Source organism: Nocardioides daphniae, assembly GCF_004777465.1.
In the GTDB taxonomy this organism is placed as follows: Bacteria; Actinomycetota; Actinomycetes; order Propionibacteriales; family Nocardioidaceae; genus Nocardioides; species Nocardioides daphniae.
On sequence record NZ_CP038462.1, the window covers coordinates 2979214 to 3006039 of the forward strand.

At 71.4% G+C, this 26826-nt stretch carries 28 protein-coding genes, 1 tRNA gene and 1 pseudogene; 15 read left to right on the forward strand and 15 right to left on the reverse strand.

The features are described 5' to 3' along the window. The first annotated feature begins 31 nt into the window (after positions 1 to 31). From E2C04_RS14650 to E2C04_RS20260, 10 genes and pseudogenes are all read left to right on the forward strand, one after another. Positions 32 to 1186, forward strand: coding sequence for an ABC transporter ATP-binding protein (locus E2C04_RS14650; RefSeq protein ID WP_135833149.1), 1155 nt, complete (start codon positions 32 to 34; stop codon positions 1184 to 1186). Between the two features lie 13 nt (positions 1187 to 1199). Continuing rightward, entirely contained in the window at positions 1200 to 2438 is a 1239-nt protein-coding gene (locus tag E2C04_RS14655) for an ABC transporter substrate-binding protein (protein WP_135833150.1), read from the forward strand. Between the two features lie 373 nt (positions 2439 to 2811). Then, a pseudogene (locus tag E2C04_RS22155) lies at positions 2812 to 3162 on the forward strand (ABC transporter permease); the annotation flags it as partial. 22 nt (positions 3163 to 3184) lie between these two features. Beyond that, positions 3185 to 3367 carry a hypothetical protein gene (locus tag E2C04_RS20245; protein ID WP_238694320.1) on the forward strand — a complete coding sequence of 61 codons (183 nt, stop codon included), beginning with the start codon at positions 3185 to 3187 and terminating at the stop codon, positions 3365 to 3367. 3 nt (positions 3368 to 3370) lie between these two features. Continuing rightward, positions 3371 to 3745 (forward strand): ABC transporter permease subunit, encoded by a 375-nt coding sequence (locus tag E2C04_RS20250; protein ID WP_238694321.1) that lies wholly within the window; start codon positions 3371 to 3373, stop codon positions 3743 to 3745. Beyond that, the gene (locus E2C04_RS20255; RefSeq protein WP_238694322.1) at positions 3652 to 5808 is read left to right on the forward strand and encodes an amidase family protein; all 2157 of its coding nucleotides are present in this window, start codon (positions 3652 to 3654) and stop codon (positions 5806 to 5808) included. The genes E2C04_RS20250 and E2C04_RS20255 overlap by 94 nt, the downstream gene beginning before the upstream one ends. Beyond that, a complete protein-coding gene (locus tag E2C04_RS14665; protein ID WP_135833152.1) occupies positions 5805 to 6578 on the forward strand; it encodes a LamB/YcsF family protein in 774 nt (257 codons plus the stop codon). Before E2C04_RS20255 ends, E2C04_RS14665 begins: the two co-directional genes overlap by 4 nt. Further along, the gene (locus E2C04_RS14670; protein ID WP_135833153.1) at positions 6575 to 7195 is read left to right on the forward strand and encodes a 5-oxoprolinase subunit B family protein; all 621 of its coding nucleotides are present in this window, start codon (positions 6575 to 6577) and stop codon (positions 7193 to 7195) included. The genes E2C04_RS14665 and E2C04_RS14670 overlap by 4 nt, the downstream gene beginning before the upstream one ends. Positions 7196 to 7208: 13 nt before the next feature. Further along, positions 7209 to 8063, forward strand: coding sequence for a 5-oxoprolinase subunit C family protein (locus E2C04_RS14675; RefSeq protein WP_229721556.1), 855 nt, complete (start codon positions 7209 to 7211; stop codon positions 8061 to 8063). Between the two features lie 280 nt (positions 8064 to 8343). Then, the gene (locus E2C04_RS20260) at positions 8344 to 8844 is read left to right on the forward strand and encodes a D-glutamate cyclase family protein (RefSeq protein WP_238694323.1); all 501 of its coding nucleotides are present in this window, start codon (positions 8344 to 8346) and stop codon (positions 8842 to 8844) included. Between the two features lie 247 nt (positions 8845 to 9091). Here E2C04_RS20260 and E2C04_RS14685 read toward each other — a convergent pair. The 7 genes from E2C04_RS14685 to E2C04_RS14715 all read right to left on the reverse strand — a co-directional run bounded on the left by E2C04_RS14685 (position 9092) and on the right by E2C04_RS14715 (position 14420). Further along, a tRNA-Ala gene (locus E2C04_RS14685) sits at positions 9092 to 9167 on the reverse strand. A 98-nt stretch (positions 9168 to 9265) separates the two neighbouring features. Further along, positions 9266 to 10081, reverse strand: a complete 816-nt coding sequence (gene sepX, locus E2C04_RS14690; RefSeq protein ID WP_135833155.1) for a divisome protein SepX/GlpR — start codon at positions 10079 to 10081, stop codon at positions 9266 to 9268. Between the two features lie 73 nt (positions 10082 to 10154). Continuing rightward, positions 10155 to 10766, reverse strand: a complete 612-nt coding sequence (locus tag E2C04_RS14695) for a GNAT family N-acetyltransferase (RefSeq protein ID WP_135833156.1) — start codon at positions 10764 to 10766, stop codon at positions 10155 to 10157. A gap of 2 nt (positions 10767 to 10768) precedes the next feature. Beyond that, a complete protein-coding gene (locus E2C04_RS14700) occupies positions 10769 to 11272 on the reverse strand; it encodes a MogA/MoaB family molybdenum cofactor biosynthesis protein (RefSeq protein WP_135833157.1) in 504 nt (167 codons plus the stop codon). Next, a complete protein-coding gene (gene moaC, locus E2C04_RS14705; protein WP_135833158.1) occupies positions 11269 to 11748 on the reverse strand; it encodes a cyclic pyranopterin monophosphate synthase MoaC in 480 nt (159 codons plus the stop codon). The genes E2C04_RS14700 and moaC overlap by 4 nt, the downstream gene beginning before the upstream one ends. Positions 11749 to 11758: 10 nt before the next feature. Continuing rightward, positions 11759 to 13012 (reverse strand): molybdotransferase-like divisome protein Glp, encoded by a 1254-nt coding sequence (glp, locus tag E2C04_RS14710; protein WP_135833159.1) that lies wholly within the window; start codon positions 13010 to 13012, stop codon positions 11759 to 11761. Further along, positions 13005 to 14420 carry a UTP--glucose-1-phosphate uridylyltransferase gene (locus tag E2C04_RS14715; protein ID WP_135833821.1) on the reverse strand — a complete coding sequence of 472 codons (1416 nt, stop codon included), beginning with the start codon at positions 14418 to 14420 and terminating at the stop codon, positions 13005 to 13007. Before E2C04_RS14715 ends, glp begins: the two co-directional genes overlap by 8 nt. Before the next feature lie 29 nt (positions 14421 to 14449). On the opposite strand from E2C04_RS14715, the gene E2C04_RS14720 reads away from it, so the two are divergent. After that, the gene (locus E2C04_RS14720; protein WP_229721555.1) at positions 14450 to 15067 is read left to right on the forward strand and encodes a 5-formyltetrahydrofolate cyclo-ligase; all 618 of its coding nucleotides are present in this window, start codon (positions 14450 to 14452) and stop codon (positions 15065 to 15067) included. A 22-nt stretch (positions 15068 to 15089) separates the two neighbouring features. Here E2C04_RS14720 and E2C04_RS14725 read toward each other — a convergent pair whose 3' ends face one another. Continuing rightward, positions 15090 to 17720 (reverse strand): penicillin acylase family protein, encoded by a 2631-nt coding sequence (locus tag E2C04_RS14725; protein ID WP_135833160.1) that lies wholly within the window; start codon positions 17718 to 17720, stop codon positions 15090 to 15092. A gap of 34 nt (positions 17721 to 17754) precedes the next feature. On the opposite strand from E2C04_RS14725, the gene E2C04_RS14730 reads away from it, so the two are divergent. The 3 genes from E2C04_RS14730 (at position 17755) to mscL (ending at position 19251) form a co-directional block, all read left to right on the forward strand. Next, positions 17755 to 18063, forward strand: coding sequence for an FmdB family zinc ribbon protein (locus E2C04_RS14730; protein ID WP_135833161.1), 309 nt, complete (start codon positions 17755 to 17757; stop codon positions 18061 to 18063). Between the two features lie 78 nt (positions 18064 to 18141). Next, positions 18142 to 18786, forward strand: coding sequence for an SAF domain-containing protein (locus E2C04_RS14735; RefSeq protein ID WP_135833162.1), 645 nt, complete (start codon positions 18142 to 18144; stop codon positions 18784 to 18786). 81 nt (positions 18787 to 18867) lie between these two features. Further along, positions 18868 to 19251, forward strand: a complete 384-nt coding sequence (mscL, locus tag E2C04_RS14740) for a large conductance mechanosensitive channel protein MscL (protein ID WP_135833163.1) — start codon at positions 18868 to 18870, stop codon at positions 19249 to 19251. 75 nt (positions 19252 to 19326) lie between these two features. Here mscL and E2C04_RS14745 read toward each other — a convergent pair whose 3' ends face one another. Then, on the reverse strand, positions 19327 to 19506 hold the full coding sequence (locus E2C04_RS14745; protein WP_135833164.1) for a hypothetical protein: 180 nt from the start codon (positions 19504 to 19506) through the stop codon (positions 19327 to 19329). A gap of 46 nt (positions 19507 to 19552) precedes the next feature. Continuing rightward, the gene (locus tag E2C04_RS14750; RefSeq protein WP_135833165.1) at positions 19553 to 20764 is read right to left on the reverse strand and encodes an LCP family protein; all 1212 of its coding nucleotides are present in this window, start codon (positions 20762 to 20764) and stop codon (positions 19553 to 19555) included. A 133-nt stretch (positions 20765 to 20897) separates the two neighbouring features. Here E2C04_RS14750 and E2C04_RS14755 point away from each other — a divergent pair, with 133 nt between their 5' ends. Continuing rightward, positions 20898 to 22088, forward strand: a complete 1191-nt coding sequence (locus tag E2C04_RS14755) for a saccharopine dehydrogenase family protein (RefSeq protein WP_135833166.1) — start codon at positions 20898 to 20900, stop codon at positions 22086 to 22088. A gap of 17 nt (positions 22089 to 22105) precedes the next feature. On the opposite strand, the gene E2C04_RS14760 is transcribed toward E2C04_RS14755, so the two are convergent. From E2C04_RS14760 to E2C04_RS14770, 5 genes are all read right to left on the reverse strand, one after another. Then, positions 22106 to 22948, reverse strand: coding sequence for a hypothetical protein (locus tag E2C04_RS14760; protein WP_135833167.1), 843 nt, complete (start codon positions 22946 to 22948; stop codon positions 22106 to 22108). Then, positions 22945 to 23262 (reverse strand): hypothetical protein, encoded by a 318-nt coding sequence (locus E2C04_RS14765; protein WP_135833168.1) that lies wholly within the window; start codon positions 23260 to 23262, stop codon positions 22945 to 22947. Before E2C04_RS14765 ends, E2C04_RS14760 begins: the two co-directional genes overlap by 4 nt. After that, entirely contained in the window at positions 23259 to 23411 is a 153-nt protein-coding gene (locus E2C04_RS17835) for a hypothetical protein (RefSeq protein WP_158630708.1), read from the reverse strand. Before E2C04_RS17835 ends, E2C04_RS14765 begins: the two co-directional genes overlap by 4 nt. A gap of 329 nt (positions 23412 to 23740) precedes the next feature. Continuing rightward, positions 23741 to 23896 carry a hypothetical protein gene (locus tag E2C04_RS17840; protein WP_158630709.1) on the reverse strand — a complete coding sequence of 52 codons (156 nt, stop codon included), beginning with the start codon at positions 23894 to 23896 and terminating at the stop codon, positions 23741 to 23743. Positions 23897 to 24375: 479 nt separating this feature from the next. Continuing rightward, complete coding sequence (locus E2C04_RS14770) at positions 24376 to 26709, reverse strand: YfaP family protein (protein WP_135833169.1); 2334 nt, start codon at positions 26707 to 26709, stop codon at positions 24376 to 24378. Between the last annotated feature and the right edge of the window lie 117 nt (positions 26710 to 26826).

Here is a 26826-nt window from a genome sequence, read left to right on the forward strand (position 1 = left end):
CGGGATTTAACAAGGTTGTCACACAAGTGCATTGCCGGATCGTTCAACAAAACTTAGGCTAGCCCAACCGCTGCACCGCAGTGAGCGTGAACCGAGGAGGCCCCCATTGTCGGCTGCACAGCTTGAACTGAAGTCCGTCGAGAAGGTGTTCGGCGACTCTGTCGCCGTTCATCCCACAGACCTCGAGGTCCACGACGGGGAGTTCCTCTCGATCATCGGCCCCAGTGGTTGCGGCAAGACCACGACGCTGCGGATGATCGCCGGCCTGGAGTCGCCGAGCGCGGGCCGGATCAGTTTCGAGGGCAAGGACATCACCACAGTCCCGCCGCACCGCCGCGAGTTCGGGATGGTGTTCCAGAAGTTCGCACTCTTCCCCCACATGGACGTCGCGGCGAACATCGCCTACGGCCTCAAGCTGCGGAAGGTGTCCAAGCGGGAGATCAGCGCGCGCGTCGACGAGATGCTCGAGCGTGTCGGGCTCACCGCCTTCAAGCACCGCAACGTCACCACCCTGTCGGGAGGCCAGCAACAGCGCGTGGGAATCGCGCGGGCGTTGATCACCAAGCCGCGCGTCGTCCTCCTCGACGAGCCGACGGGTGCCTTGGACGCCAAGCTCCAGCTCGCGATGCAATCGCAGCTCAAGCAGCTTCAGCGCGACCTCGGGCTCACGTTCATCCACGTCACCCACAACCAGAGCGAGGCGCTCGCCATCGCCGACCGCGTCGTGGTGATGAACGTCGGCTCCATCGAGCAGGTCGGTCGGCCCGAAGAGGTCTTCGAGCGGCCGCAGACCCGTCACGTGGCGGAATTCGTCGGTCGCAACAACATCCTCGTCGGCACCGTGAGCAGCGATGGGAGCACGTTCTCCTGCGCGCTGGGCGAACTGCCTTTGGCCACGCCCTGGCCGGCGGGGCCGGCGACCGCGGTCCTGCGGGCGGACGCCATCTCGGTCCGCCCAGGGAGGGCTATCCCCACCGCGCCGAGGTCGAGCTGCAGGCGCTGGAGTACACCGGCGCCCGCGTGTCGTGGTTCACCAGCGCCGGTGGCTCCGACATCACGGTCGACGTCTCCACACGCGCCACGCAGTCAGTGGCCCCTGAACTCGGGAACCGCTATCCCATCTGGCTCCGCCCCGGCGAGCTTCACCTCATCGACGACCACCTCACCCGCTGACCCGCGCCACTGACAGGAGATTTGCCATGGAAGCACGCCTCGGAAGACGCTCGTTCCTCAAAGGGGGTCTCGGCGCCGGTGTCCTGCTCGGCGGCGGCGCACTCCTCTCGGCCTGCGGGTCTGGCGGATCGGGGTCGTCGACCGCTGCCTCCGCGCGCAGCCTCGGTCTCAGCCTGACCACGGACCCGCGAATCCTCGCGGGCTTCAAGAAGAAGACCGGCAAGGTGATGCAGGGCCAGGCCGACACGGTCGGCAACATGCAGGTCCAGTGGGCCCAGGGTGCCTACCGTCAGCTGGACGTGCTGGAGCCCAACGCCCAGTGGGTGGGCCCGATCCAGGGCAACAAGCTCTTCAAGCCCGTCCCCGTGTCCGACGTGCCGCTGTGGACCGACGACGTCCTTCCCCTCTTCCGCGAGGTCGGTGCACCCGGCTACGTGAAGGAGTCGGGCTGGCCCCTCAAGACCATCTACACGCAGCAGGCCCTGGAGAGCAACGCGCTCGACGAGTTCACCATGGTGCCGACGTGGTTCGGCTTCGATGCCTTCGGCTACCTGGAGAACCGCGTCACCGAGGGCGAGGACATGGACTCCTACGGCCTCATCTTCGACAAGCGCTACGCCGGCAAGGCAGCCCTCTTCGATGACGCCATCCAGACGCCGTTGAAGGTCGCGACCTACTTGCAGGGCTCGGGCCAGTACTCCTTTGACGGTGCACTGGGCAACCTCACGAAGGACGACCTCGCGGTCGTCTTCGAGTTCCTCGACGAGATGAAGGCCCGCAAGCAGTTCCGTCTCTTGTGGAACGACTTCGGCCAGCTCGTGGACCTGATGGTCTCGGAGGAGGTGTGGGTCTGCGACGCGTGGTCCAGCGCCGTGTACGCAGCCAACGCCGCCGGCGCCAAGGCCCGGTTCGTCGACAACCCGACCGAGGGCAACAACGCCTGGTGGTACGGCGTCCTCGTCTCGCCCGAGACGAAGAACTACGAGACGGTCGTCGACTACATCGACTACTGGCTCGGTGGCGAGCCGCACAAGATCATGGCCCCGCAGGGCTACTACTCCCCACGCCCCGACCTGGTGAAGCCGCTCATCGAGAACACCTTCACCACCGACCCCGACGTCTCCGACTGGGACTACTGGTACGCCGGCGCCACCGACAACCGACCCTCGCTGGAGTCCCGGATCCAGAACACCGCCGAGTGGCAGCAGTACCCGGACGAGTTCGCCGAGTACTCGCGCCTCTGGACCGACTTCACCGCCAGCTGAGCCCGAAAGGGCACCGAGAAGGACCACGATGACGACGACGACGACCGAGACCGGGACCAGGTCTCCTCAACTCCGCGGACCCAGGCGACGCAGGGCACTCCCCCCACTCCTGGCATGGCCCGCACTGATCTGGATCTCGGTCTCGGTCATCGTGCCCGTCGCCTTCGTGGTCACCGTCGGGTTCTGGCGCCTGGACGGCTTCGAACTCGTCCAGGACTGGGACCCCTCGACCTACTCCCAGATGCTCGGCGACTCGACCTTCTGGGGCATCGTGGCCTGGACGGTGCGCACGTGGGTGACGGTGCTCGCGCTGGTCCTGGCCATCGGCATCCCGGCGGCGTACTTCATCGCCCGCCACGTGCGGTCGCTGTCGATGCAGACCGCGATCCTGATGCTGACCGTGCTGCCCTTCTGGGTCAGCTACGTCATCCGGATCATCACCTGGATCCCCATGTTCGGCAACAAGGGCGTGCTGAACGGCGCGCTCGTGAAGGCCGGCATCCTGGAAGACCCGAGCTCGGCGTTCCTCTACAACGCGACGGCGATGACGATCGCGCTGGTGTCGATGTACATCGTGTTCATCGTTGGACCGGTCTACTTCGGTCTGTCGCGGATCGACGCCGACACCCTGGCGGCGTCGCGCATGTCGGGGGCCTCACCGTGGACGACGTTCTGGAAGGTCGAGCTGCCTCTCGCCAAGCCGGGCATCGTCGCTGGCTCGTTCTTCGCGACCGTGTTCCTCCTCGGTGACTTCGCCACCGAGCAGATCGTCGGGGGCCACCAACCCGATGCTGGCCGGGCTCTCCCTGCGGTATGCCGAGACGCTCCAGTGGCCGATGGCAGCGGCGGTCTCCGCGGCGCTGCTCGCGATCGCACTGGTGCTGATCTGGCTGCTCAGCCGCGTCCACGACTTGCGGAAGGAGGTCTGAGCCATGGAGGTCCAGACCCGAGGACAGCGGATCTTCAAGTTCGTCAGCATGGCGTTCCTCATGCTGGTGCTGATCGCGCTGTACGCACCTCTGCTGGTGATGACCAGCCTGTCCTTCACCGAGGACCAGACGTCGACGTTCCCGCCGGAGAACCTGTCGCTGATCTCCTACGAGAAGCTGCTGCACCCCGACCGGATCGAGCTCTTCACGATCGCAGGCGAGCCGATCACCGACTACTGGGCCCCACTCCAGCTGTCCTTGCTGCTGGGGCCCTCACCGCCGTCGTGGCGACGGTACTGGGCCTCTCGGCCGCCATCGCTTTTCGCCAGCAGTTCCGCGGCCGCAACTCGCTCTTCTTCGTCCTGCTGCTCGGCATGATCGCGCCGGGGATCGTGGTCGGTCTCGGCATCCGGCTCCTGGCCACCGCGATCGACCTCGAGCCGCGCTGGTACACCACGGGGCTGCTCGTGCACGTGGGCTGGACGCTTCCCTTCTCGTTCGTGATCTTCATGATCTTCCTCAACCGCTTCGACCGCCAGATCGAAGAGGCGGCGTCGATGCTCGGTGCCACGGCGCTGCAGGTCTTCCGCCACGTCACCCTGCCGATCCTGCGTCCCGCGGTGCTCGCGTCCCTGCTGTTCGGCTTCACCCTCTCCTTCGACGAGCTCCAGCGCAGCGCGCTGGCGCTGGGTCAGGACGTCTCGCTGCCCCGCGCGCTCGTCTCGGTCACGACGATCCGGGTGACGCCGGTCGTCTACTCCCTGGGCGCAATCATCGCAATCGCCTCCCTGGCGCTGGTGCTCGTCTACCTGGTGGTGTTCGAACGGGATGCCAAGAAGCTCTACGCCCCGCCACGGCGAAGGACGACGAGTGATGGGCGACCCCGTGCCGACCGAGTCCGCCGACCTGCTGCCCGAGCTGTCGCCCGAGCTGAACCTGCTGCTCGCCCGCATGCGCGAGGTGGCGCTGGGCGAGACCGCCGTCGCCATGTCGTTCGACCCGAGCCGAGGGGCCCCGAAGTGAACAGTGACCTCGACATCCTGAGCGCCGGTGCCGCGATGCGCCGCGGCGACCTCTCGCCGGTCGAGCTGACCCGCGCCTGCCTGACCCGCATCGACGAGGTCGACGGTGCGGTCAACGCCTACGTCGAGGTCTACGCCGACGATGCGCTGGCCGCCGCCCGGCAGGCCGAGGACGAGATCGGGCGTGGCGTGGACCGCGGCCCCCTCCATGGCATCCCGATCGCGGTCAAGGACCTCTTCGACGTCGCCGGCCGGGTGACCGCTGCGGGCTCACGGTCGCTGGCCGACGCTCCGCCCGCCGAGGCGGACGCCCACAGCGTCGGGCTGCTTCGCGACGGCGGTGCCGTCATCCTCGGCAAGACCCACACCCACGAGTTCGCCTTCGGCTCCACCACGCCGCAGACGGGCAACCCGTGGGATCTCGACCGGGTGCCCGGTGGCTCCAGCGGCGGCTCCGCGGCCGCACTCGCCCTGGACACCTGCCTCATGGCCCTCGGCACGGACACCGCCGGCTCCATCCGGATGCCCGCCGCGTTGTGCGGCGTCGTCGGGATCAAGCCCACCTACGGCCGTGTGAGCAAGGGCGGCATCGCACCGCTCAGCTGGTCCCTGGACCACGCCGGGCCGCTCACGCGCTACGTCGCGGACGCCGCCGCAGCGCTGCAGGTGATGGCGGGTCACGACCCGGCCGACGTGGGCTCGCACGACGCGCCGGTCCCGGACTACCTGGCCCGCCTCGGAGACGGGGTCGAGGGCCTGACGATCGCCGTTCCGGTCAACCACTACGCGGAGAACCTCAGCGCCGGCATGCAGCAGGCCTACGAGCAGTCCCTTGCGGTGCTCGAGCAGCTGGGGGCAAACATCGTCGCCGTCGAGCTCCCCCTCGCGGGGGCGTACATGGGCGCAACGTTCGCGATCATGATGGCTGAGGCCAGCGCCTACCACCGGCGCCGACTCGGGTCGCTGGGCGACCTCTACACCGAGGACGTCCGCGCCCTGCTGGAGGCGGGCCTGAGCCTGCCCGCAGTGGACTACGTTGACGGCCAGCGCACCCGCGGCCTCGTCCAGGCCGAGTGGCAACAGATCCTGACCAGCGCGGACGTCGTGGTCGTCCCCACCCTCCCGACCTCCGCGGCACTGCGGGACTCCGACGTCCTGGACATCACCGACAGCTACTCCGAGTCGGTCATGAGTGCCTACGTCCGGCTCTCGTGCCCGGCGAACCTGACCGGGCTGCCCGCGCTGTCGGTGCCGTGCGGTGTGGACGCCCAGGGCCTGCCGCTCGGCCTGCAGATCATCGGTCGCCCGTTCGACGAGGCGACCGTCCTACGCGTCGGCGCGGCGTACGAGCGGGCCACCACGTGGCACCAGCTCCGTCCGCCGTCCCCGGAGCCCCACACGGGGAGCGGACAGCGGTGAGTGCCACTCCTCTCGCGGTCGACCTGAACTGCGACCTGGGCGAGTCCTACGGCACCTGGCGCCTCGGGGACGACGCCGCCATGCTGTCGCTGGTCAGCAGCGCGAACGTCGCGTGCGGGTTCCACGCCGGAGACCCGACGGTGATCCGACAGACCACGGCGACCGCCGCCGCCGAGGGCGTGACGATCGGCGCGCACGTCGGCTACCCGGACCTGGCTGGCTTCGGCCGCCGCTTCATGGACATGTCTCCGGAGTCCCTGGCCGACGCGGTGCTCTACCAGATCGCCGCGCTCGAGGGCTTCGCCCGGGCTGCGGGCCGACGCGTCGCCTACGTGAAGCCGCACGGCGCGCTCTACAACGCCGTCGTGCACCACGTCGGCCAGGCACGGGCGGTCGTCGCGGCGACGAGGACGTTCGACCCCTCGTTGAAGATCCTCGGCCTGCCCGGCTCCGCGGTGCTGGCGGCGGCCCGTGAGGAGGGGCTCGAGGTGGTCACCGAGGCGTTCGTCGACCGGGCGTACACCCCCGAAGGGACCCTCGTCAGCAGGTCCGAGCCCGGTTCCGTCCTCACCGACGTCGAGCACGTGGCCCGTCGGGCGGCCCGCATGGTCACCCATCGCGAGGTGGAGGCGATCGACGGCAGCATCATCAGCATCCACGCCGACTCCCTGTGCATCCACGGGGACAGCCCGCGCGCGTTGGAGATGGCACGCGCGGTCCGTGCCGCGCTGAGCGACGCCGGTGCCGAGATCAGAGCGTTCACCCGGTGAAGTTCCTGCGCTGCGGTGACGTCGGCGTGCTCGTCGAGCTGCCCACCCTCGACAGCGTGCTGTCCCTCCATGCAGATCTCGAGGCACGCCCGGTCCCCGGAATGACGGACCTGGTGCCGGCGCTGGAGACCTTGCTGGTGAAGTTCGACCCCGGCGCCGCGACTCCGGAACAGGTCTGCCAGGACATCAAGACAAGGTCCCCCCAGCGGCTGCAGCGACAGGCCGGAGAGGTGCTCACCGTGCCCGTCCGCTATGACGGCGAAGACCTGGCGGAGGTGTCCTCACTGCTCGGCATCTCGGCCTCCGAGACCGTCCGTCGTCACACCGGCCAGGTGTGGACGGTGGCCTTCGCGGGATTCTCTCCCGGGTTCGGCTACCTCGTCGGCGACAGCGGAGGGCTGGAGGTGTCACGCCGGGCCAACCCTCGCACCCGGGTTCCGGCCGGAGCCGTGGCCCTGGCCGGCGAGTTCACGGGGGTGTATCCGCGTGAGTCTCCTGGCGGGTGGCAGATCGTCGGTCACACCTCCCTGAAGGTCTGGGACCTCGACCGCGATCCTCCAGCCCTGCTGACGCCGGGGTCGCGCGTGCGCTTCGAGAGCGTGGACAGCTGTGCGTAGCCCGGAGCTGGTCGTGCTGCACGCAGGCCCCCTGGCGACCGTCCAGGACCTGGGCCGCCCGGGGCTGGCGAAGATCGGCGTCGGCGCCTCGGGCGCTGCCGACCGAGGGGCGTTCACACTCGCGAACCGGCTCGTCGGCAACCCCGAGGACGCCGCTGGCATCGAGGTCACGGTCGGCGGCTTCTCCGCCTCGCCGACGGAGGATCTGGTGATGGCGGTGACCGGAGCGCCGGTGCCCGTCTGGGTCGACGAGCGGCGAGAGGGGTGCAACGCCGTCCTGCGCGTCAGGGCTGGACAGACCATCAGGCTCGGCGTCGCTTCCTCCGGCGTGCGCAGCTATCTCGGGGTGCGGGGCGGGATCGCGGTCCCAGCGGTGCTCGGCTCCCGGTCGACCGACATGATGGCGCACCTCGGCCCGGCGGTGCTCGAGGACGGCGTACGACTGCCCGTTGGCGCCGCGCCGACCACCTGTCCCACGGTCGACCAGGCCGTCACCCGCGGGGCGACCGGCGGGCGGCTCCGGGTGATCATGGGTCCGCGCGACGACTGGTTCACCGCCGAGTCCCGCCGAGCGCTGGTCACCGAGCCCTGGACGGCAACCGCCGTCGGGGACCGGATCGGCATCCGGCTGGACGGGCCGGTGCTCCAACGGGCGGTGTCCCGGGAGCTGTCCAGTGAGGGGTTGGTCCGGGGAGCGCTCCAGGTGCCTCCCAGGGGCCACCCGACCCTGATGCTGTCCGACCACCCGGTGACCGGCGGGTATCCCGTCATCGCCGTGGTGGTGGACGCGGACATCGACCGTGCTGCAAACATGCGACCCGGCGACACGTTGTTCTTCGAAGAGACAAGGAAGCAGGACCTCACATGAGTGCACCAGTGGAATCGTTGACCCCCGCCGAGGCCCGACAGATGTTCCGCGACGGTCTGTCGGTGCCGACGAGCGGCTGGTGCACGGGGATGACCCAGGCCAACCTGATCGCCGTACCCAAGCAGTACGCCTACGACTTCCTGCTGTTCGCCCAGCGCAACCCGCAGTCCTGCCCGGTCATCGACGTCACGGACCCGGCTCCCCCCGCACGAGCCTGGCTCCCGGGGCCGACCTGCGCACGGACATCCCTGGCTACCGGATCATCGCCGACGGCGTCGTCGTGGAGGAGCGTTCCGAGGTCACCGAGCAGTGGACGGACGACATGGTCGCCTTCCTCATCGGCTGCAGTTTCACCTTCGAGCATGCGCTGGTCGAGGCCGGCGTGCCGGTCCGGCACCTCACTGCGGGCCGCAACGTGCCGATGTACCGGACACACATCGCCTCCCGCGCAGCGGACGTCATGCACGGACCGATCGTCGTGTCGATGCGGGCGATCCCCGCCAGCCAAGTGGCGACCGCCGTACAGGTGACGAGCCGCTACCCGACCATGCACGGCGCACCCCTGCACATCGGCGACCCTGCCTCCCTGGGCATCGCCGACCTGGCCTCTCCCGACTACGGCGATGCGCCGCTGATCGAGGACGGCGACGTGCCGGTGTTCTGGGGGTGCGGAGTCACGCCCCAGGCGATCGCCGTCGCCGCCGGCCTGCCCTTCGCGATCTCCCATGCTCCCGGCAAGATGATGATCACGGACGTGGCCGACAAGTTCTGGGCCGCCTGACCCTGCCCGCAGCAGCGTGGGACGGGTCCGCGCGCGATCTGGGTCATGCCGACCTGTCCTAGGTGTCGGCGCCTTGACGTCGAGACTCCCATCCGAAGCGGCTCGGCGGACGGTCGGTGGTTCGGTACCGCGCGAGCACGACCCGCATGTGGCCGACAGTCTGCTGGTGCTCGGCTGGACCGGGATGCGGTGGGGCGAGACGCGAAGAACCCGCAGGTCGGATCGACCTGCGGGTTCTTTGCCACCGTGGTGGAGCTGAGGGGATTCGAACCCCTGACCTTCTCATTGCGAACGAGACGCGCTACCAACTGCGCCACAGCCCCGTGAACCATTGGTCCACCGCACCAACCGATGCGTCGGAAAACATAGCACCTGCCGGCTCAGCCTTCCCAATCACCCCACCCCTGCGGGGCGGGACACCTCAGGAGCCGACAGCGCGGCGGTGGGCGGCCTCGTCGGCTGCCTGCTGCTCGGCCTTCTTGATCTCCTGGGCGGTGCGGGCCAGCGCCGACTCCGCCTCGGAGTGGCCCGACGTCCACACACCGGTGGACTCGAGGTCGAAGGACTGCACGGTGCGGCGCGCCACGGCCGGCTTGGTGACGTAGGTCGGGAGGGTCACCGGGACCATGTCCCAGCGCGACGGGTCATCGGGCGCCAGCTCGACGTCGACCGCGGGCAGCGTGACCGAGGAGTCGGAGAGCTCGGCCGTGACGACCGGGTGGGCCTGCGTCGGGCCGTCGTCCTCAGCTGCGGCCGGGGCGGCGGGGACACGGCGTACGACCGGGGTCGAGCGCCGCTCGGACTTCACCATCAGGCGGCAGGCCACCAGCCAGGCCGCGAGCAGACCGGCAGGGGCGGTCACCGACCACCAGGAGAAGACACCGGCCGCCGCCAGGGCGACCACGACGACGAGGCCGAGGAGGATCACCGAGAGCACGTTGCGACGACGGCGCGCCGCACGGTTGGCCGCGGCACGGCGGGCGGCGACGGAGGCGACGACGGGCGCAGGGCCCTTCGTCTCGATGACGGGACGCGACGGAGCGCGCCCGGGCTGGATCACCAGACGGGCGTCGCGCGACGAGGTGGGTTCACGACGGGCCAGGACCCGCATGCGATGGGAGAAGCGCTCCACCGAACGGCCGCGCTGCACCGAGTCATGGTGCTTGAGCGCCTTGGGCAACAGATACACGGCCCACGCCACGGCGAGGGCGACGAAGATCAGTGCGCTCGGGTCCACGTGACGAGACTAGATTCGTGGAGGCCGTCCGGCGTGCAGCGCAGTAGGTGTGTCGCACAACTACTGGTGTGGCTCATGTGATTTCGTTGCGCGACCGCTTCAACCGGACGAGCATCCCCTCCGGGACCTCCTCCTGGGTGACCGCGTAGATCCGGTGGTCGCGCCAGTCGCCGTCGATGTGCAAAAAGCGCGGGGCGAGACCGACCTCGTGCATCTGGAGCTTCTCCACGACGCGCAGGGAGTTGGTGTTCTCCGGGCGGATGCAGATCTCGATGCGGTGCAGCCCCGCAGTGGTGAAGCAGTGGTCGATCACCATGGCGACCGCCTGCGGCATCAGGCCGTGGCCGGCGACCCGCTGGTCGATCCAGTAGCCGATCGAGGCCGACTGGGCCGAGCCGCGCACGATGTTGTTGACCGTCACCTGCCCCACCAGCGACCCGGCGACCTCGATGACGAAGGGCATCGTGGTGCCGAGCCGGGCCGCGCGCCGCAGCCGGGCCACCAGGTTGTTGAAGGTCGAGGGGCGCGGCTCGGTGCCGGCCGGGACGGTCGCCTCCCAGCGCGCCAACCACTCCCGGTTGTGGCTGCGGGCATCCATCCACGCGCGCCCGTCGCTGCGAGTGATCGGACGGACCTTGACCGGTCCGTCGACCAGCACCGCGGGCCACCCCTGGGCCTGGGGCATCGTCAGTCTCCGTCCTGTCGCTCGTGGTCGCCGCCGGCGACCTGGTCGACCGCGTGGGCCAGCACCGGCGCGAGCACGGCCAGGCCGTCCTTCACGCCGCCGCGCGACCCGGGCAGGTTGACCACGAGCGTACGTCCGGCGAGGCCCGCCAGTCCTCGGGACAGCATCGCCGAGGGGACGCCCTGGGCGAGGCCGTACGCCCGGATCGCCTCCGCGATCCCCGGCACCTCGGCGTCGACGACCGCGCGGGTCGCCTCCGGCGTACGGTCGGTGGGCGTGAGGCCGGTGCCGCCGGTGGTGAGGACGACGTGGGCGCCGGCCGCCACGGCGTCGCGCAGCGCCTGCTCCACGGGGGCGCCGTCGCCGACGACCACCGCGTCACCGACGGCGAAGCCCTGCTCGCGCAGCCAGTCGACGATCAGCGGGCCGGTGGTGTCGGCGTACACCCCGGCAGCTGCACGGTTGGAGGCCACGACCACGACCGCGCTGGGTGCGGCGCCGCTCATCGGCGCCAGTCCCCCGACTTGCCGCCGGCCTTGGACTCCACGCGTACGTCGGTGATCACCGCCGCCTTGTCGACCGCCTTGACCATGTCGACCACGGTCAGCGCCGCGACCGAGACCGCGGTCAGCGCCTCCATCTCCACGCCCGTGCGGTCGGTCGTCGAGACGGTCGCGGTGATCTCCACCGCGTCGTCGGCCACGACCAGGTCGACGGTGACGGCGGAGATCGCCAGCGGGTGGCACAGCGGGATCAGCGCGGGCGTCTGCTTGGCGCCCATGATCCCGGCCAGCCGGGCCACGGCCAGGGTGTCGCCCTTGGGCACGCCGGCGCCGCGCAGCAGCTCGACGACCTGCGCACTGACCAGCACGCGGCCCGAGGCGACGGCGGTCCGCTTCGTGACGGCCTTGTCGGAGACGTCGACCATTCGGGCAGCCCCGGACTCGTCGACATGGGTCAGTCCCGGTGCTGCCTCGCCCACGCGAGCCTCCTCAGAAGTCCTCGTCCAGGCAGAGCACCTGGACCATCTCGCCGGCGCTGACGCCGGAGCTCTCCTCCGGCACCACGACGAGCGCGTTGGAGGAGGCCAGGTCGCCGATCATGTGCGAGCCGTGGCCGCCGACCGGCGTCGCGAAGGCGCCACCGCGGTCGGTGCCGTAGCGGGCGCGCACCAGCTGGCGCTTGCCCGGCGTCGAGGTGATCGGGTCGGTCAGCCGGGCGCGACGGGTCGGGCGCGAGGCCGGGGTCTTGCCCATCATGGTGCGCAGCGCCGGAAGCACGAACGTCTCGAAGGAGACGTAGGCCGACACCGGGTTGCCGGGCAGGCAGAAGATCGGGACCTCGTCCTCGCCGACGACGCCGAAGCCCTGCGGGCGACCCGGCTGCATGGCGACCTTGCCGAACCAGACCGTGCCGAGGCCGCCGAGCGCCTCCTTGACCACGTCGTAGTCACCCTCGGAGACGCCGCCCGAGGTGATCACCAGGTCGGCGCGGACGAGCTGGTCGCTCAGCGCCTCGGTGAAGGAGCGGACGTCGTCGGGCACGATGCCGACGCGGTACGCCGTCGCACCGGCCTGGCGGGCGGCCGCGGCGAGCAGGTAGGAGTTGCCGTCGTAGATCGAGTCGTGGCCGAGCGGGGTGCCCGGGTCGCGCAGCTCGGAGCCGGTGGAGATGACCACCACGCGCGGACGCGGACGCGAGCGCACGGTGGCGCGCCCGATCGAGGCCAGCAGGCCGAGGTGGCGCGGGCCCAGGACAGTGCCGTGCTCGACGACCAGGTCACCGGCCTGCACGGCCTCACCGGCCCGGCGGATGTTGGCGCCCGTCTCGACACCGCGCTCGATCCGGACGCTCACGACGCCGCGGTCGGTCCACTCGTAGGGCACGACGGCGTCGGCGCCTGCCGGCACCGGGGCGCCGGTCATGATCTTGACCGCGGTGCCCGGGGAGAGGGCCAGGTGGGCGGCGCGGCCGGCGCTGATCTCACCGACCACGGGCAGGTGCACCGGCTCGTCGGCCGAGGCACCCGCGACGTCGGCGGCGCGCACGGCGTAGCCGTCCATCGCGGAGTTGTCGAAGCTGGGCAGCGCGACCTCGGCGACCACGTCCTCCGCGACCGCCATCCCGAAGGCCTCCATCAGCGGCAGCGGGAAGTCGGCCAGCGGGCTGACGGAGGAGACGATGCGGGAGACCAGGTCGTCGACGTTCACCACGTCGGGCTGGGCCCCGGACACCGGCTCAGACATCGGCGCCCCCGTCACCGTCGGTGCCGGCCTCGCCCAGGACCTCGCCGGCCGGCACCCGCTGCGCGGACGTGGCCTCGAGCGCGACCTCACCGGTCAGGCGTACGCCGCGGCCGAAGGTCCAGTCGCCCTCGATGCGCACCGACGTGGCCTCGCGCAGCGACGGCGCGCCCTCGGGGAAGCGCTTGTCGAACTCGCCGACCAGCTTGTAGTAGTCGCCGTCGAGGTCGACGAACGGGATCGTCTCGGCGACCTGGTCGAGCACGAAGTCCTTGCCCAGGTCGTAGATGTCGGAGCGCAGCACCAGCAGGTCGTTGGTGGTCTTCACCGGCACGAAGCGGTCACGGCCGACCTCGATGGTCGTCGCGCCCTCGAAGACCTCGATCGCGGCCCCCATGGCGGTCTCGATCTGGACCACCTCGGGCGAGGACGGATCGGAGGGGTCGACCGTCTTGACGTTGCGGATCAGCGGCAGGCCCAGGATCCCGCTGCGCTGCACGAGGGTGTCGCGCATGGCGTGCAGGTCGAACCAGAGGTTGTTGGTGGAGGTGAAGCGGTGGCGCCCCAGGTCGGCGAGCGCCTCCTTGTCGGCCTCCAGCGTCTGCGCCGACTCGCGCAGCACGATGCGGCCGTCGGACTTGCGGCGGGCGAAGTGGCCGCCCTTGCGGTCGGAGGCGGTGCGGCGCACGGCCTCGATCGCGAAGGGGGCGCCCGAGGTGGCGAACCAGCCGGCCACCCGCGCGTCCGGCACGGCGCCCAGGTTGTCGGAGTTGGAGACGAAGACGTAGCGGTAGCCGGCGTCGATCAGCTGGCCGAGCAGACCGGAGCCCTGGAGCGCGGTGTAGATGTCGCCGTGGCCGGGCGGGCACCACTCGAGCTCCGGGGCGGTGGGCCACGCGACCGGGGTGAGGCCGTCGACGAGGAGCTTGGGCTCCTTGTTCTGCAGGAACTCCAGCGGCAGCCCCTCGACCGCGAGGTCGGTGTAGCGGGCCAGCGCGTCGAGGGTGTCCTGGGAGGTGCGGAAGCTGTTCATGAAGATCAGCGGCAGGGGGGCGTCGTACGCCTCGCGCAGCTGCAGCACCTGCCGCACGATGATGTCGAGGAAGGAGAGGCCGCGGCGCACGCAGAGCAGCGACTTCGCGCGGTCCATGCCCATCGAGGTGCCGAGGCCACCGTTGAGCTTGATCACGGCGGTGGCGCGGACGGCGGCGAACGCGTCCTCCTCGCTCACCTCGACGTCAGCGAGGGACTCCATGTCGAGCGGCTCGATGGACGACTCGGCGATCATGCCGGTCTCACCGTGCTCCAGGAGGCGGTAGTAGTGCGCAAAGGTCTCGATCGCCACCTCGTCGACACCCGCTGCGCGCATCTTGGCGCGGGCGGCCTCCAGGCCCTTGCTCCGAACAGTCATTGCCATACCCACGATCGTAGGCTGATCCGGTGACGGAAGCGGATTTCCCCCACGGACCGGTCACCGACCCTGCGTCGGTGGCCGCGAAGAAGGCGTTGCGCCGCGACGTCCTCACTGCGCGGGCGGCGCTCGACGCCGACGCGCTGGCCCTCACCGCCGAGCGTCTGCGCGACCACGTCCTCGCCCTCCCGCAGGTCGTCGCGGGGGCGTGCGTGGCGGCGTACGTCTCGGGCGGCAGCGAGCCCGGCACCCGACCGCTGCTCGACGCGCTGCGCGAGCGCGGCGTCCGCGTGCTGCTCCCGGTGCTGCTGCCCGACGACGACCTCGACTGGGCCGAGTACGCCGGCCCCGAGGCCCTCACCGAGGGGCTGCGGCGCACCCTCCAGCCCGCCACCCCGGCGCTGGGGGTCGACGCCGTCGCCGACGCCGACGTGGTGCTCGTGCCCGGCGTCGCAGTCTCCGCCACCGGGCACCGGATGGGGCGCGGCGGCGGCTCGTACGACCGTGCCCTGGCCCGTGTCGACGGCGCCTTCGTGGCGGTGCTGCTGCACCCCGGCGAGGTGGGCCGTCGGGTGCCCGTCGAGCTGCACGACCAGGTCGTCGACGCCGCCATCACCCGCGACGGCGTGGTCGTGCTCGCTCCCTGAGCCGTCCTCGCCCAGCCGTCGGTCAGTCGTCGGTCGGGGCGAGCAGCAGCCGGTCCTCGCTCGCCCTGCGCACCGCGTCGCGGCTGAAGTGCCACGGCAGGGTGCGTCCCTCGACGAAGAGCTCGACCTGGTCGTCGTAGTGGCTCGAGGCCGGGTGGCCGGAGACACCGGTCAGGTTGACCCAGCGCGAGTCGTCGAAGTCGGCCAGGTCGACGACCATCCGCATCGAGGGCGACGAGGTCACGGTGAAGCCCTCGGTCGCGTCGTACGCCGTCGCGTTGGGCGCCGCGTGGCTGCCGTCGACGCCACCGCCGTTGCGGTTGAAGATCCGCTCGACGAGGCCGATGCCCGAGGTGCCGAGCGTCTGGTGGGTGAGCTCGAGCTCGTGCAGGTGGCCCCACGCCCAGCGGTCGGGGTTGCGGGAGCGGCGGGCAGTCATCTCGTCGCGCGCCTCGACCAGGGCACGGCGCAGCACGTCGTCGCGCTGCTCGGTCTCCTCGGTGTCACGGTCGTCCCACAGCGCGTGGCGGGGCTGGGTGAGCAGCCGCTCGACCACGCTCACCCAGCGGGCGCCGCCGTTGGGGTGGATGCGCTCGCGCAGGTCGTCGTGGAAGGTCAGCGCGAGCAGTCGCTCCCACACCACGTGGAAGTACGCCGCCGCGGCACTGTCGGCACGGTCCTGGCCGTCCCACTCGGCGAGCAGGTCGACCGCCTCCTGGACGTAGGGGCTGAGGTCGTCTATCGCGGTCAACGCCGGGACCAGGGCGTCGGCCATCGGGTTGGCGGCGTCGAGCTGGATGCGGGCCATGTCGCCGACCGAGACCTCGGTGTCGTCGGCGAGCAGCTCGCGGATCCGCTGGGCGCGGTAGCCCTCGTCCCAGTCGTCGGTGAGGAAGTAGGGGTAGTCGGGCCCGGTGACGGCCTGGTTGGCGGTGACGATGAACCCCTCGGCGGGGTTGAGCACCGACGGCAGCGCCTCGAAGGGGATGTGGCGACCGGTCCAGTCGTTGGCCTTCCTCCATCCGGCCGCCGGAGTGCGGCCGTCGTGGCCGGGGCGGCGGACCGGGATCCGTCCGGGTGCCTGGTAGCCGATGTTGCCGGCCCGGTCGGCGTAGACGAGGTTCTGCGACGGCACGTCGAAGAGGGCGGCCGCGGCCCGGAAGGACGTCCAGTCCCCGGCCCGGTTGAGCGCGAAGACGGCGTCGGCGGTGGTGCCGGGGTCGAGGGCGGTCCAGCGCAGGGCGACGGCGTACGGGTCGGGCTCCCCGGCCTCCCGGGCCGCGTTGGCGCCGACGGAGCTGGCGTCCTGGAAGACGTCGGAGATCAGCGGGCCGTGGTCGGTGGAGCGGACCCGCAGGACGAAGTCCTCCTCGCCGCGCACCCGGATCGTCTCGGTGCGGTCCTCGAGGCGCCGGGCACGTCCGTCCTGCCACCACACGTCGCCGCGGACCCGCTCGAGGTAGAGGTCGGTGACGTCGGGGCCGAGGTTGGTGAAGCCCCACGCGATCTCGGCGTTGTGGCCGATGACGACGCCCGGGAAGCCCGAGAAGGTGAAGCCGGCGACGTCGAGCGTGCAGTCGGGCGTGACCTCGCGGCAGTGCAGCCCCATCTGGGTCCAGATGCCCGGCTGGCTGGTGCCCAGGTGCGGGTCGTTGGCGAGCAGCGGCTTGCCGGTGGCGGTGCGGGAGCCGGCGACGACCCACGAGTTGGAGCCGAGGCTGTCGCCGCGACCGAGGAGGGCCGGCACGGCGTCGGCCGCGGCGCGGGCGGCGTCGAGGGCTGCCACGGCCGCGGCAGGGCTTGATCCCCCGTCGGCCAGGTCGTCGGCCAGCTCGTCGGCCACCTCGTCGACCCGGCCGCTGACCGAGGCTGCCTCCGGCACGATCGACAGGTGCCGCCGGGCGTCGTACGGCGGGTGCAGGTCGGCCACCACGGACGGGTCGTTGTCCAGGGCCGCGACGGCCCGGTCGATCTCGTCGTCCATGTTGCCGCGCAGGTCCCACGCCATCGCCTTGAGCCAGGCCAGGGAGTCGGTGGCGGTCCACTTCGCCGGCACATGGTCGAGCCCGGTGAGGCCGAGCAGCGAGTACTCCACCGCGATCTCGTCGGGGTCGTGCTGCGCCAGGTAGGCGTTGACCCCGTCGGCGTACGCGTCGAGCAGGGCCCGGGTGTCGGTGCTGACCAGCCCCAGCTCCTCGTCGGCGACGCGGCGCCAGCCCATCGTGCGGACCATCTTGTCGCTGTCGAGCGCCTCGCGGCCGAAGAGCTCGGCGAGGCGACCAGCGGTCGCGTGCCGGCGGACGTCCATCTCGAAGAAGCGCTCCTGGGCGTGCACGTAGCCCTGGGCGCGGATGAGGTCACGGTCGGTGTCGGCGTAGAGCTGCGGTACGCCGTTGGCGTCACGCAGGACCTCCACGGCGGCACCCAGCCCGGGCAGCTGCGCCTCGCCGGTGGTCTGCGGCAGGGGCCGGCGGTAGACGTTGGTCGCGTGGACGGCGAGGGCGACCAGCAGCAGCACGAGCGCGATCACCAGGCCCGTCGTGACGTGGGCCCAGGTCGGCCAGCTCCGGTAGCGCTCCCACCACGACCCTGGCGCGGGTGTGGCGGGCGCGGCGGGTGCGGCATCGGTCACAGGGCCCGTCTGAGTGCTCATCGTCGGTCATTCTGCCTACAACCGGTGGCTTATCATGGGCGACGTGCCGACCTACCAGTACGCCTGCACCGAGTGCGACCACGCCTTCGAGCAGTTCCAGAGCTTCAGCGACGACGCGTTGACCGAGTGCCCCCAGTGCGCCGGGCGCCTGCGCAAGCTCTTCAACGCCGTGGGTGTGGTCTTCAAGGGATCGGGCTTCTACCGCACCGACTCCCGCTCGGGCTCGTCCTCCAGCGTCCCCGCCTCCTCGAACTCGTCGACGAGCTCCGACTCGAGCAGCTCCTCCTCGAGCAGCGCGAGCACCAGCACCTCTTCCGGCACCACCTCCAGCGCAGCCAGCTGACCTCCCCAGCGCCGCGACGTCGTCGCGCCTGTGGACGCGGCCCGTACGGACCCCGCCCTGCCCTCCTAGCGTCGGGGCATGCCTGCTCCTGAGTCACCGACCGGCCGCCCCCGGCTGCGCGTACGCCGGTGGTGGCGCCGCCACGTGCTGGCGCACCGCCGCGGCCTGGCGGCCTGCTGCGTGGCCGTCGCCGCGCTGGCGACCCTGCGGACCGTCGCGCCCCCTCCCCCGCCGGTGGTCGAGACGTGGGTCGCCGCGCGCGACCTGCCCGCAGGCACGGCACTCACGGCGAGTGACGTGGAGCTGGCTGCGTACGCGGTGGGGACGGTGCCTGACGGCGTCGTCGCCGCGCCCGCGGGCCGCAGGCTCGCCAGCCCCCTGCGACGCGGCGAGCCGGTGACCGACGCGCGGGTGCTCGGGCCCGACCTGCTCGAGGGCTACCCGGGGCGCACCGCCGTGCCTGTGCGGGTGCCGGACGCCACCGTGGTCGACCTGGTGCGGGTCGGCGACACCGTCGACCTGGTCAGTGCCGACCCCTCCACCGGGCGGGCCGCGACCGTGGCCCGCGACGCCCCGGTGGTGGCCCTCCCGCCCGATCCGGAGGGTGTTTCGGGCCAGGTCGCCTCGGGCAGGGTCGTCGTGGTGGCGCTCGCCCCCGACGACGTGGACGACGTCACGGTCGCCGCCGTGCAGCAGTTCCTCACCGTGGTCTGGTCGCGCTAGCGTGGTCCGAGGCGAGAGCCCACCGTCACGCACCATGACTCGGATCCGCCCATGGATCCGGCGAGAGATCTGGAGACACACATGAGCGGCTTCAAGGCATTCCTCCTCCGCGGCAACCTCATCGAGCTGGCCGTCGCGTTCATCATGGGCGGCGCGTTCGCCACCGTGGTCACCGCGACCGTGGCCCTGATCATGGACCTGCTGGGCAAGCTGGGAGGGACCCCCGACTTCTCCAACTACAAGCCCGAGGGCATCTCGGTCGGCGCCTTCCTGACGGCCCTGATCTCCTTCGTGATCATGGCCGCCGTCGTCTACTTCGCGATCGTCGTGCCCTACACCAAGGCCAAGGAGAAGTACTTCCCCGCCGCCGACGAGGAGGACGCCGCCGCCCCGGAGGACGTGCTGCTCCTGCAGGAGATCCGCGACCTCCTCAAGGCCCAGGCGACGCGTCCCGGGTCCCTCTGACCACGCGGAGCACGTCACGACGAAGGCCCGCCCGGGTGACCGGGCGGGCCTTCGTCCATCTGCAGCGCTCGGGCGTCAGTGCCCGCCGTGGTGCGGCGGCACCTGGCGCATGAGCCACGCCTCGCTGGCCGACTCGGTCGACCGCGCCTCGGGCTCGCGCTCGTCCTTCGTGGTGGCGGGGAGGACGTCGCCGAAGATCTCGGCGAGACGTCGACGCCGCTTCCACTCCGGCTCGGGACGGTCCTTCTCGCTCATGCGTCCAGCGTACGCCCGGGCCCGGACCGGTCGGCCGGGGCAGCCGTCAGGCGCAGCGCGCCTCGTACTCGGCGGCCGCCACCTCGGCGTCGGTGGGCTTTTCCTCGTCCGGGTCCACAGAGCCGGTGGCCGACGGGCTCGGCGAGTCGGAGGCCTTGTCCTTGCCCTTCCCGGGCGCGCGGTCGGCGCGGATGGCCTTCGACGTGAGCTCGGCGCCCAGCGGCCTGTCGCGGGCGATCTTGCGCCACATCTCGTCGGCCTGCTCGGTCCACTGCACCCGGCCCCAGAAGGGGGACTCACGGGGGAACTCGGAGTGCGGCACGGTCACGAACTTCACCTTGTCCATGCCGACGTTCTGCAGGCTCAGGGCGATGCCGGTGAGGCGCTTCAGGTCGCTGATGTTCTCCGAGATGGTGAGCGCCTTGGCGACGGCCGTGAGGAAGCCCAGCACCTTGTCCGGACGCGACAGCGTGCCGGCCGAGCTGACCTTCTTCACCATGGAGGCGATGAAGGTCTGCTGGCGGGAGATGCGCCCGATGTCGGAGCCGCTGCCGACCGCCCGCACGCGCACGTAGTCGAGGGCCTCGTCGCCGCGGATCTCTCGCTCGCCCGCCTTGATGAAGATGTCGTGCTTCTCGTCGTCGATGTCGTAGGGCACGCAGACCGGCACGCCGTCGATGGCGTCGACCATGCCCTTGAAGCCGTTGAAGTCGAGCTTCACGAAGCCATCGACGCGCACCCCGGTGTTGAGCTCGAACTGCTCGACCGTGCAGCCCTCCTGACCGACCTGGTACGCCTCGTTCCAGGTGGCGTTCTCCTCACCCGGGATCTCGTCGTCGACGCCGCAGTCGGGGCGGGTGACGAGCGAGTCGCGCGGGATCGAGATGCCGTACGCCCGGGAACGGTCGGCGGAGATGTGCAGCAGGATGTTGGTGTCGGAGTGCTCGGTGCCGGTCTCCCCGTCGATCTTGTTGCCCTCGCCGGCACGGGTGTCGGTGCCCATGACGAGGATGCGGACCGGCTTCTTGGGCCCGGTGTCGTAGTCCTCCGGGCGGTCCTTCAGCTGGTTCATCGCGTCGGACTCGTTGAGGTTGCCCGTGATGCTCCGGTAGAAGGCGACGGCTCCGAGGCCGGTGACCAGGGTGAGCACCAGCAGCGTGGAGAGGATGACCGTGCCGACCGTGTGGCGCTTCTTCTTGCGGCCGCGACGCTTCGGGCCGGCGCCCGGGTCGCTCGACGGCTCGGATACCTCGCTCACGCGCACCTCGGTGGAGATCAGGGGGAAACGCCCGGGGGGACCAGTGTCCGGGACGGGTCGAATGTACGGCAACTGCCCAACTCCCGCCGCCCTGGCCCTTGGCCGCCGGTGTGGCGCCTGTCACGATGGCCGGATGCCATCTTCTGACACCACCCGCGACCTCGACCTCGTCCTCCTCGGTGCGACGGGATTCGTGGGGCGACTGACGGCCGACCACCTCGCGGCCCACGCCCCCGCCGACCTGCGTTGGGCCGTGGCCGGGCGCAACGAGTCGAGCCTGCAGGCGTTGGTCGCCGACCTGGCCGGCACGGCGTGCCCACCGGTGGAGACGGTGGTGGTCGACGTCACCGACCGGGCCGCGCTCGACGCGCTGGCCGCCCGCACCCGGGTCCTCGCCACCACGGTCGGGCCCTACCTCACCTACGGGGAGCCCGTCGTCGCGGCCTGCGCCGCGGCCGGCACCGACTACCTGGACCTGACCGGGGAGGCGGAGTTCGTGGACCGCACCTGGATCCACCACCACGCCAACGCCGTGGAGTCGGGCGCCCGGCTGGTCCACGCCTGCGGCTTCGACTCGGTCCCCCACGACCTGGGCGCACAGTTCACCGTGGAGCAGCTGCCCTCGGACGCCCCGATCACGGTGCGCGGCGTCGTACGCAGTGACGCGGCCTTCTCCGGTGGCACCTACCAGTCGGCGCTCACCGCCATCTCGCGGATGTCGCAGGCCAAGCAGGCCGCCCGGGTCCGCCGCTCGCGGGAGGACCGTCCGCCGGGCCGTTCGTCGCGGGCCGTGGCTCCCAAGCCCCGCCGCGACGAGGTGCTGGGCTTCTGGCTGCTCCCGCTGCCGACCGTGGACGGCCAGATCGTGGCCCGAAGCGGGGCTGCGCTGGAGTCGTACGGTCCCCGCTTCCGCTACTCCCACTTCGCCGGCACCCGTACGCTGCGCGCCGCCGCGGCAGGCGTCCTCGGCGTCGCGGCGCTGGGCACGGCCGCCCAGGTGCCGCCGCTGCGCAAGCTGCTCTCCGACCGGGTGCCTGCCGGGACCGGGCCGTCACCGGAGAAGCGCGCACGATCGTGGTTCACCGTGGACTTCGTCGGCGAGGGCGGCGGACGCCGGGTGCACACCCGGGTCAGCGGCGGGGATCCCGGCTACACCGAGACCGCGGTGATGCTCGCCGAGGCCGCGCTCTGCCTGCTGCGCGACGACAACCCGGTGACGTCGGGCCAGGTGACCACCGCTGTCGCCATGGGGCCCCGGCTGCGTGAGCGGCTCGTCCGTCACGGGATGACCTTCGAGGTGGTCAACGAGGGTCCGCTGGCCTGAGGCCAGCCGCCGCACCGTCACGGCACGCACCCGACGGGATCGTCAGCGGTGGCGTCGGTGGCCAGTCCGTCGAAGACGGCGCCCGCCCCGACCGTGGCGGCTCTGCGGGGCCCCAACGCAGGTCCGTCCAGCCGGTCGTCGAGCGATCGGCGCATCCGGAGCAGGAGGACGTCCAGGTCGTCGAGGAGCCTGCGCAGCGCCTCGCAGGTGGTGACTACGGCGCGCAGCGGGACACGGAGGCGCGCGGCCAGCACCGCGATCCGGGTGGTCACCTCGGCCAGCACCACGGGGGTGGCCGCCCCCGCCGTGAGCCCCAGCACGATCATCCGTTGCATCACCATGCCGGCGACCTCCGCCAGCGCGTCGCGCACCAAGGAGTGCATGACACTGACGTAGCCGGCCGCCACGTCGAGGGCGCGGGCCACGCTGCCGGCCGCGGTCGCCGCCGCCTCCAGGTCAGCCACCAGGAGGCGGCACTGCTCGGCGCCCGTCTCCACGGCCAGCCCCTCCATGCCGTCGAGGGTCGCCACCATCCCACGTCGTACGTCGTCGGCGAGCGAGAGCAGCAGCTCCCCCTCGGCCTCCACCACCTGTGCCGCGGCCATCACCCGGTCACGGTCACCGGTGAGCTCCTGGAGCCACCCGCGCAAGGGCTCGACCTTGTCGAGCACCTCTGCTCCGAGGTGCGACAGCAGCGTGCCCAGCGGGTCGCCTACGACCCCCACGAAGGTGATCGTCGTGGCGCCGGACTGGAGGAAGGCGGCGCCCCAGTCTCCTTCGTCGAGCAGCTGCGCGACCTTGATGACGTCGTTGGCGACCGTGACGTGACCCGACAGCAGCCCGAGTCCCAGGTGGCTCATGGCGCCGCCCGCCCGTCGAGGCGGCACGCCACCCGGCTGTCGGTGTCCGACATGTCCCGGGCAAGAGCGGTGACAGCATCGGCCAGGGCGGTCACCAGCTTCGCGTGGGCGCCGACCTGGCCCACCAGCCCGTCGCGCACCCGGTCGAAGGCGAGAGCCAGCGGCAGGTTGACGAGTCCGAAGCTGTCCTGGCCGATCGAGACGTCGCCCAGCACCAGGCTGCGGTCGCCCACCCGGTCGCCGACCGCCAGCAACCTGTTCGCCTCGGCCTCCAGCACCTCGGGCTCGACCCGCAGCCGGGGTGCGACCCTCATCGCCCACCCCCGGGTGCGGTCTCGACCCCGAGACGCTCGCCGGCCTCCGTCATGATCCGCGCGACGAGCGGGTCGCTGCCCCACACACGCTCGGCGTGGGCCTGGACCTGGCTCAGCGCATCGACCTGGGCCACGCGCAGGGCCGACATCACTGCCCGCGCGAGGGAGTCACCGGCGGAGGGGCGGCGTGCGGGGCGAAGCAGAGGCCCGTGAGCAGGCCGGCGGAGTCGACCTCGACGGCGACGCCGGTCGCCGAACCGTGCCCGCGCAGCGTGCAGCGAGCGCCGCGTGGAACTCCCGGGCCCTGATCATCTCGGCCTCGGCCGCCCGCGTCTGGGCGTCGATGCGGGTGAGGACGTCGTCTGTCGTTTCGTACGTGACCATGACGCCCACCCTGCCGCCGCCGGGGCCGCGTCCGCGGCGGCCCTGCACAGCGCCAGAGCCGGGCGGTGCCTGTGGACGTACGGCGGTGGTTTCCTCAGCCCTGGTCGCCGGCCTCGAGGAGGAACGGCCGCTCCGGGGTGCGGTAGTCATACATCCAGGCCGCGCCGGTCCACATCTCCAGCTGACCCGGGCGGTTCGGTGAGGGGTAGTGCCCCGGAGGCAGGACCGACGGGTCCGGCGGGCTGACCACCCGCCGCGTGGGTCGAGGTGCCAGAGCCCACGCAGGTCCCAGGGTGCCGCGGAGAGGCCGGTGCTGGCGCCGAACCGGCCGTCCGGGTCACGCCCCCAGGTCCCGGCCCGCCACTCGACCAGGCGGTAGCCCGCCGCCACCTCGAGCCGCTCGCGGCGCTGCATCACCACGACCACGCGGACCACGAGCCCCACGACGACCACGACGACGCCGAAGGTCCAGACGCTCGGGGCCGCCACCACGACGGCGATCGCCGCCAGGGCGAGCAGCGCCACGGGCAGCACCCCACTGTACGACGGTCGGCAGACCAGCGCCGGTGGGGTGGGTGGCACCTGCGGCGTGAGCCCCAGGCGTACGGCCTCGTCGAACCCGGGGACGTCGCGCGGGTGCGGTCGACGGCTGTACGACGCTCTCCCCATCTGCCCCTCTCCTCTCCCGGTCGGTGGCCCGCCACGTCGTGCGGCGGGCCACCGCACCCGTCACGGAACGGTGAACTCGAAGACCGGGCTGGTGCCCGACCCGCTCTGCGAGACGACCTCGCGGCCCTTCACGTAGACCCGCAGCGTCCACTCCTGGCCCACGAGGCCGCAGCCGTTGAACTCGACGACCCGGACACCGTACGTCCCGGGGGGCGCCTCGCCCGTGGCCCAGTTGACGTTCTCCACCCACGACTGGGTCTGCTGGGTGTTGCCGCACCCGGGGATCCAGTCGTGGTCGAGCTCGCCGCCCGAGGCGCTGGTCGGGTTGCCGTAGTAGACGGTCTCCCCCGACGGGTCGGTCACGTGGAGGTCGTAGTCGGGGTTGCTGCCCCAGCGCAGGGTCGCACGGACGTCGCCGTCGCCGAGCTCCTCGTCGGTGGCGCACCCGTAGGGCCAGTTGGCCTCGAACAGCTCCTTGAGGGTGCCCTCGGCCAGGGTCAGGTTGCTGCCGACCTTGGCCGGCCCCAGCCAGGCCTCGGCCTTGAGGCCGATCGAGCCCTCGATGGTGCCGGTGAAGGTGGTGCAGTTCTCCTGGCCCTCACCGCCCCACTCGCCCTCGAGCCCGATCTTCGGGGCCCACAGGTCGCCGGTGAAGCCGGCCACGGCGCCGGCGGAGGTCTCCTCGCCGGAGCCGGCGATCGACCCGAAGCCGACGACGACGCCCAGGGCAGGTCCGAACTCGCCGGACGCCTTCGCCATCCCCGTGCCACCGTTGAAACGACCGTCGACGGAGGCGGAGCCGCTGACCCCGTCGTCGACGCCGACGCCGACGGCGACCGCGCCCTTCCCGCTGAGGGTGGCGCCGACCGCGATGTCCTTCACCCCGACCTCGCCGCCGACCGCGACGGCGAGACCGCCCTCGAACTGCACGGTGAGGGGTGCGGGGTAGGTCGGGATGTTGACCGGGAAGTCACGACCGATGAAGCAGGAGAGCTCCTTGGCCACCACTGCGTCCATCTGCACGTCGAACCCGACCTCGAACCACGCGTCGCCGACCATCGCGTGGGCCGGAGCCTCGAAGGAGCCCCACCGGGTGTTGACCCGGTGGCGGTGGAAGTCGAGGCGGAAGTTGCCGTCGGCGGTGGCGCTCCAGTCGTGCATCGACAGGTTGACGAAGGTGCCGTAGGACAGGCAGCTCTCCTGGCTCTTGGCGTCCTCGGCGCTGATCGCCGCGACGTCGGCAGGTGCCGTCAGGGGCGCGATCGCACGTGAGGAGCCGGTGGCGCGAGCTGCCGTCGCGCCCTCGGTGGCCTTGGCCACCTTGCTCGCCCGGGCACGCCGCAGCGTCTCCGTGCCGGTCCCGGGGGCCGGCGCGGGGGTCCCGAGCTCCACACCGGGCTCGGTGTCGGGGTCGGCCGACCCCACCTGGAGGTCGGGGATCTTCACGCTGGTGCTGTAGTCCGCGTCGATCCGGAACAGGTCGAACGCGTCGGCGAGCACGCCGGAGACGACCAACACGCGCCGGCCGTCCGGCGACACCTCGGCCACCTTGCCGATGGCACCGGCGGGCAGGGCCGCGGAGACCGGCAGCACGATGCCCGAGCCCACCGGAGGCGTGGGGCGTCCGGCCGCGAGCGTCACCCAGACGCCCCGGTCGGTGACCTGGACCTTGTCCTTGTCGCCGGTGTCGACGACCACGGCGCCCGGTGCGAGGGCGTACTCGGCGCCGAGCTCACCCTTGACCGTGCCAGCGACCAGGGTGGTGGGTCCCACCCACTTCTTGCCCTTCTTCGTCCACAGGGAGTAGGCGTAGCGGCCACCCTCCGCCAGGCCCTTGTCGGTGAGGGCCCTCTTCCTGCCGAGGTGCACCCGCTTGCCCGCCTTGCGCGTGGCCGGGGCCTTCTCCCCCGTGGCGCGACGCACCTCGAAGGTCTTGCCCACTCCAGCCCACTTGAGGTCGATGCTGCGGGTGGTGGCCCCGGTGGCGAGGAGGTCGCCCGTCCTGGCGACGGGCTTCCAGACCACCTTCAGGGCGACCTTCGCCGCCTTCTTCCCCTTGCGCACCTTCTTGACCTTGATCGTGGTGCGGGAGATGACGGGCTCGTAGAGCCGGCCGCGGACGACCAGGTCGGGCGCCACGACGCGGAAGGAGCCGGCGCGCAGCGGCACGACGACCTTCGCCCTCTTCCTCGCGGGGGCCTTGAAGACCGTGCGGCCACCGCGGCCCCTGAGGCTGACCTGGCCCTTGACCCCCTGCGGGCCGGCCATCGTGACGGTCACCCTGGCGGCCGGCTTCGGCGCGGCCGACGCAGCCGGCGACTCCACGGCCTGCGCAGGTGGGTGGAGCGTCGCGCTGGTCAGGGCCAGCGCGACGAGGACGGCAAGTCTGGGCATGCGTGAGCGGCTCACGGATCAATCCCCCCGGTCGTTGATCGTTGTCGAGCCGCGACTGTAGTGACGGAGGTGTGGGCGCCGAACCATCGAATTTCGGCATCCCGGAGGTGACGTGGA

Excerpts from the sequence above, each read along its gene's own strand:
- E2C04_RS14735 (WP_135833162.1), top strand. The coding sequence starts at position 18,142 with ATGCCTGCTCCTGAGTCACCGACCGGCCGCCCCCGGCTGCGCGTACGC.
- glp (WP_135833159.1), bottom strand. The coding sequence starts at position 13,012 with ATGTCTGAGCCGGTGTCCGGGGCCCAGCCCGACGTGGTGAACGTCGAC.
- E2C04_RS14715 (WP_135833821.1), bottom strand. The coding sequence starts at position 14,420 with ATGACTGTTCGGAGCAAGGGCCTGGAGGCCGCCCGCGCCAAGATGCGC.
- E2C04_RS14770 (WP_135833169.1), bottom strand. The coding sequence starts at position 26,709 with ATGCCCAGACTTGCCGTCCTCGTCGCGCTGGCCCTGACCAGCGCGACG.
- E2C04_RS14745 (WP_135833164.1), bottom strand. The coding sequence starts at position 19,506 with ATGAGCGAGAAGGACCGTCCCGAGCCGGAGTGGAAGCGGCGTCGACGT.
- E2C04_RS14760 (WP_135833167.1), bottom strand. The coding sequence starts at position 22,948 with ATGAGCCACCTGGGACTCGGGCTGCTGTCGGGTCACGTCACGGTCGCC.
- E2C04_RS14655 (WP_135833150.1), top strand. The coding sequence starts at position 1,200 with ATGGAAGCACGCCTCGGAAGACGCTCGTTCCTCAAAGGGGGTCTCGGC.
- E2C04_RS14765 (WP_135833168.1), bottom strand. The coding sequence starts at position 23,262 with ATGAGGGTCGCACCCCGGCTGCGGGTCGAGCCCGAGGTGCTGGAGGCC.
- E2C04_RS14700 (WP_135833157.1), bottom strand. The coding sequence starts at position 11,272 with ATGAGCGGCGCCGCACCCAGCGCGGTCGTGGTCGTGGCCTCCAACCGT.
- E2C04_RS14730 (WP_135833161.1), top strand. The coding sequence starts at position 17,755 with ATGGGCGACGTGCCGACCTACCAGTACGCCTGCACCGAGTGCGACCAC.
- E2C04_RS14755 (WP_135833166.1), top strand. The coding sequence starts at position 20,898 with ATGCCATCTTCTGACACCACCCGCGACCTCGACCTCGTCCTCCTCGGT.
- E2C04_RS20250 (WP_238694321.1), top strand. The coding sequence starts at position 3,371 with ATGGAGGTCCAGACCCGAGGACAGCGGATCTTCAAGTTCGTCAGCATG.
- E2C04_RS17835 (WP_158630708.1), bottom strand. The coding sequence starts at position 23,411 with ATGTCGGCCCTGCGCGTGGCCCAGGTCGATGCGCTGAGCCAGGTCCAG.
- E2C04_RS14695 (WP_135833156.1), bottom strand. The coding sequence starts at position 10,766 with ATGCCCCAGGCCCAGGGGTGGCCCGCGGTGCTGGTCGACGGACCGGTC.
- E2C04_RS14725 (WP_135833160.1), bottom strand. The coding sequence starts at position 17,720 with ATGAGCACTCAGACGGGCCCTGTGACCGATGCCGCACCCGCCGCGCCC.
- mscL (WP_135833163.1), top strand. The coding sequence starts at position 18,868 with ATGAGCGGCTTCAAGGCATTCCTCCTCCGCGGCAACCTCATCGAGCTG.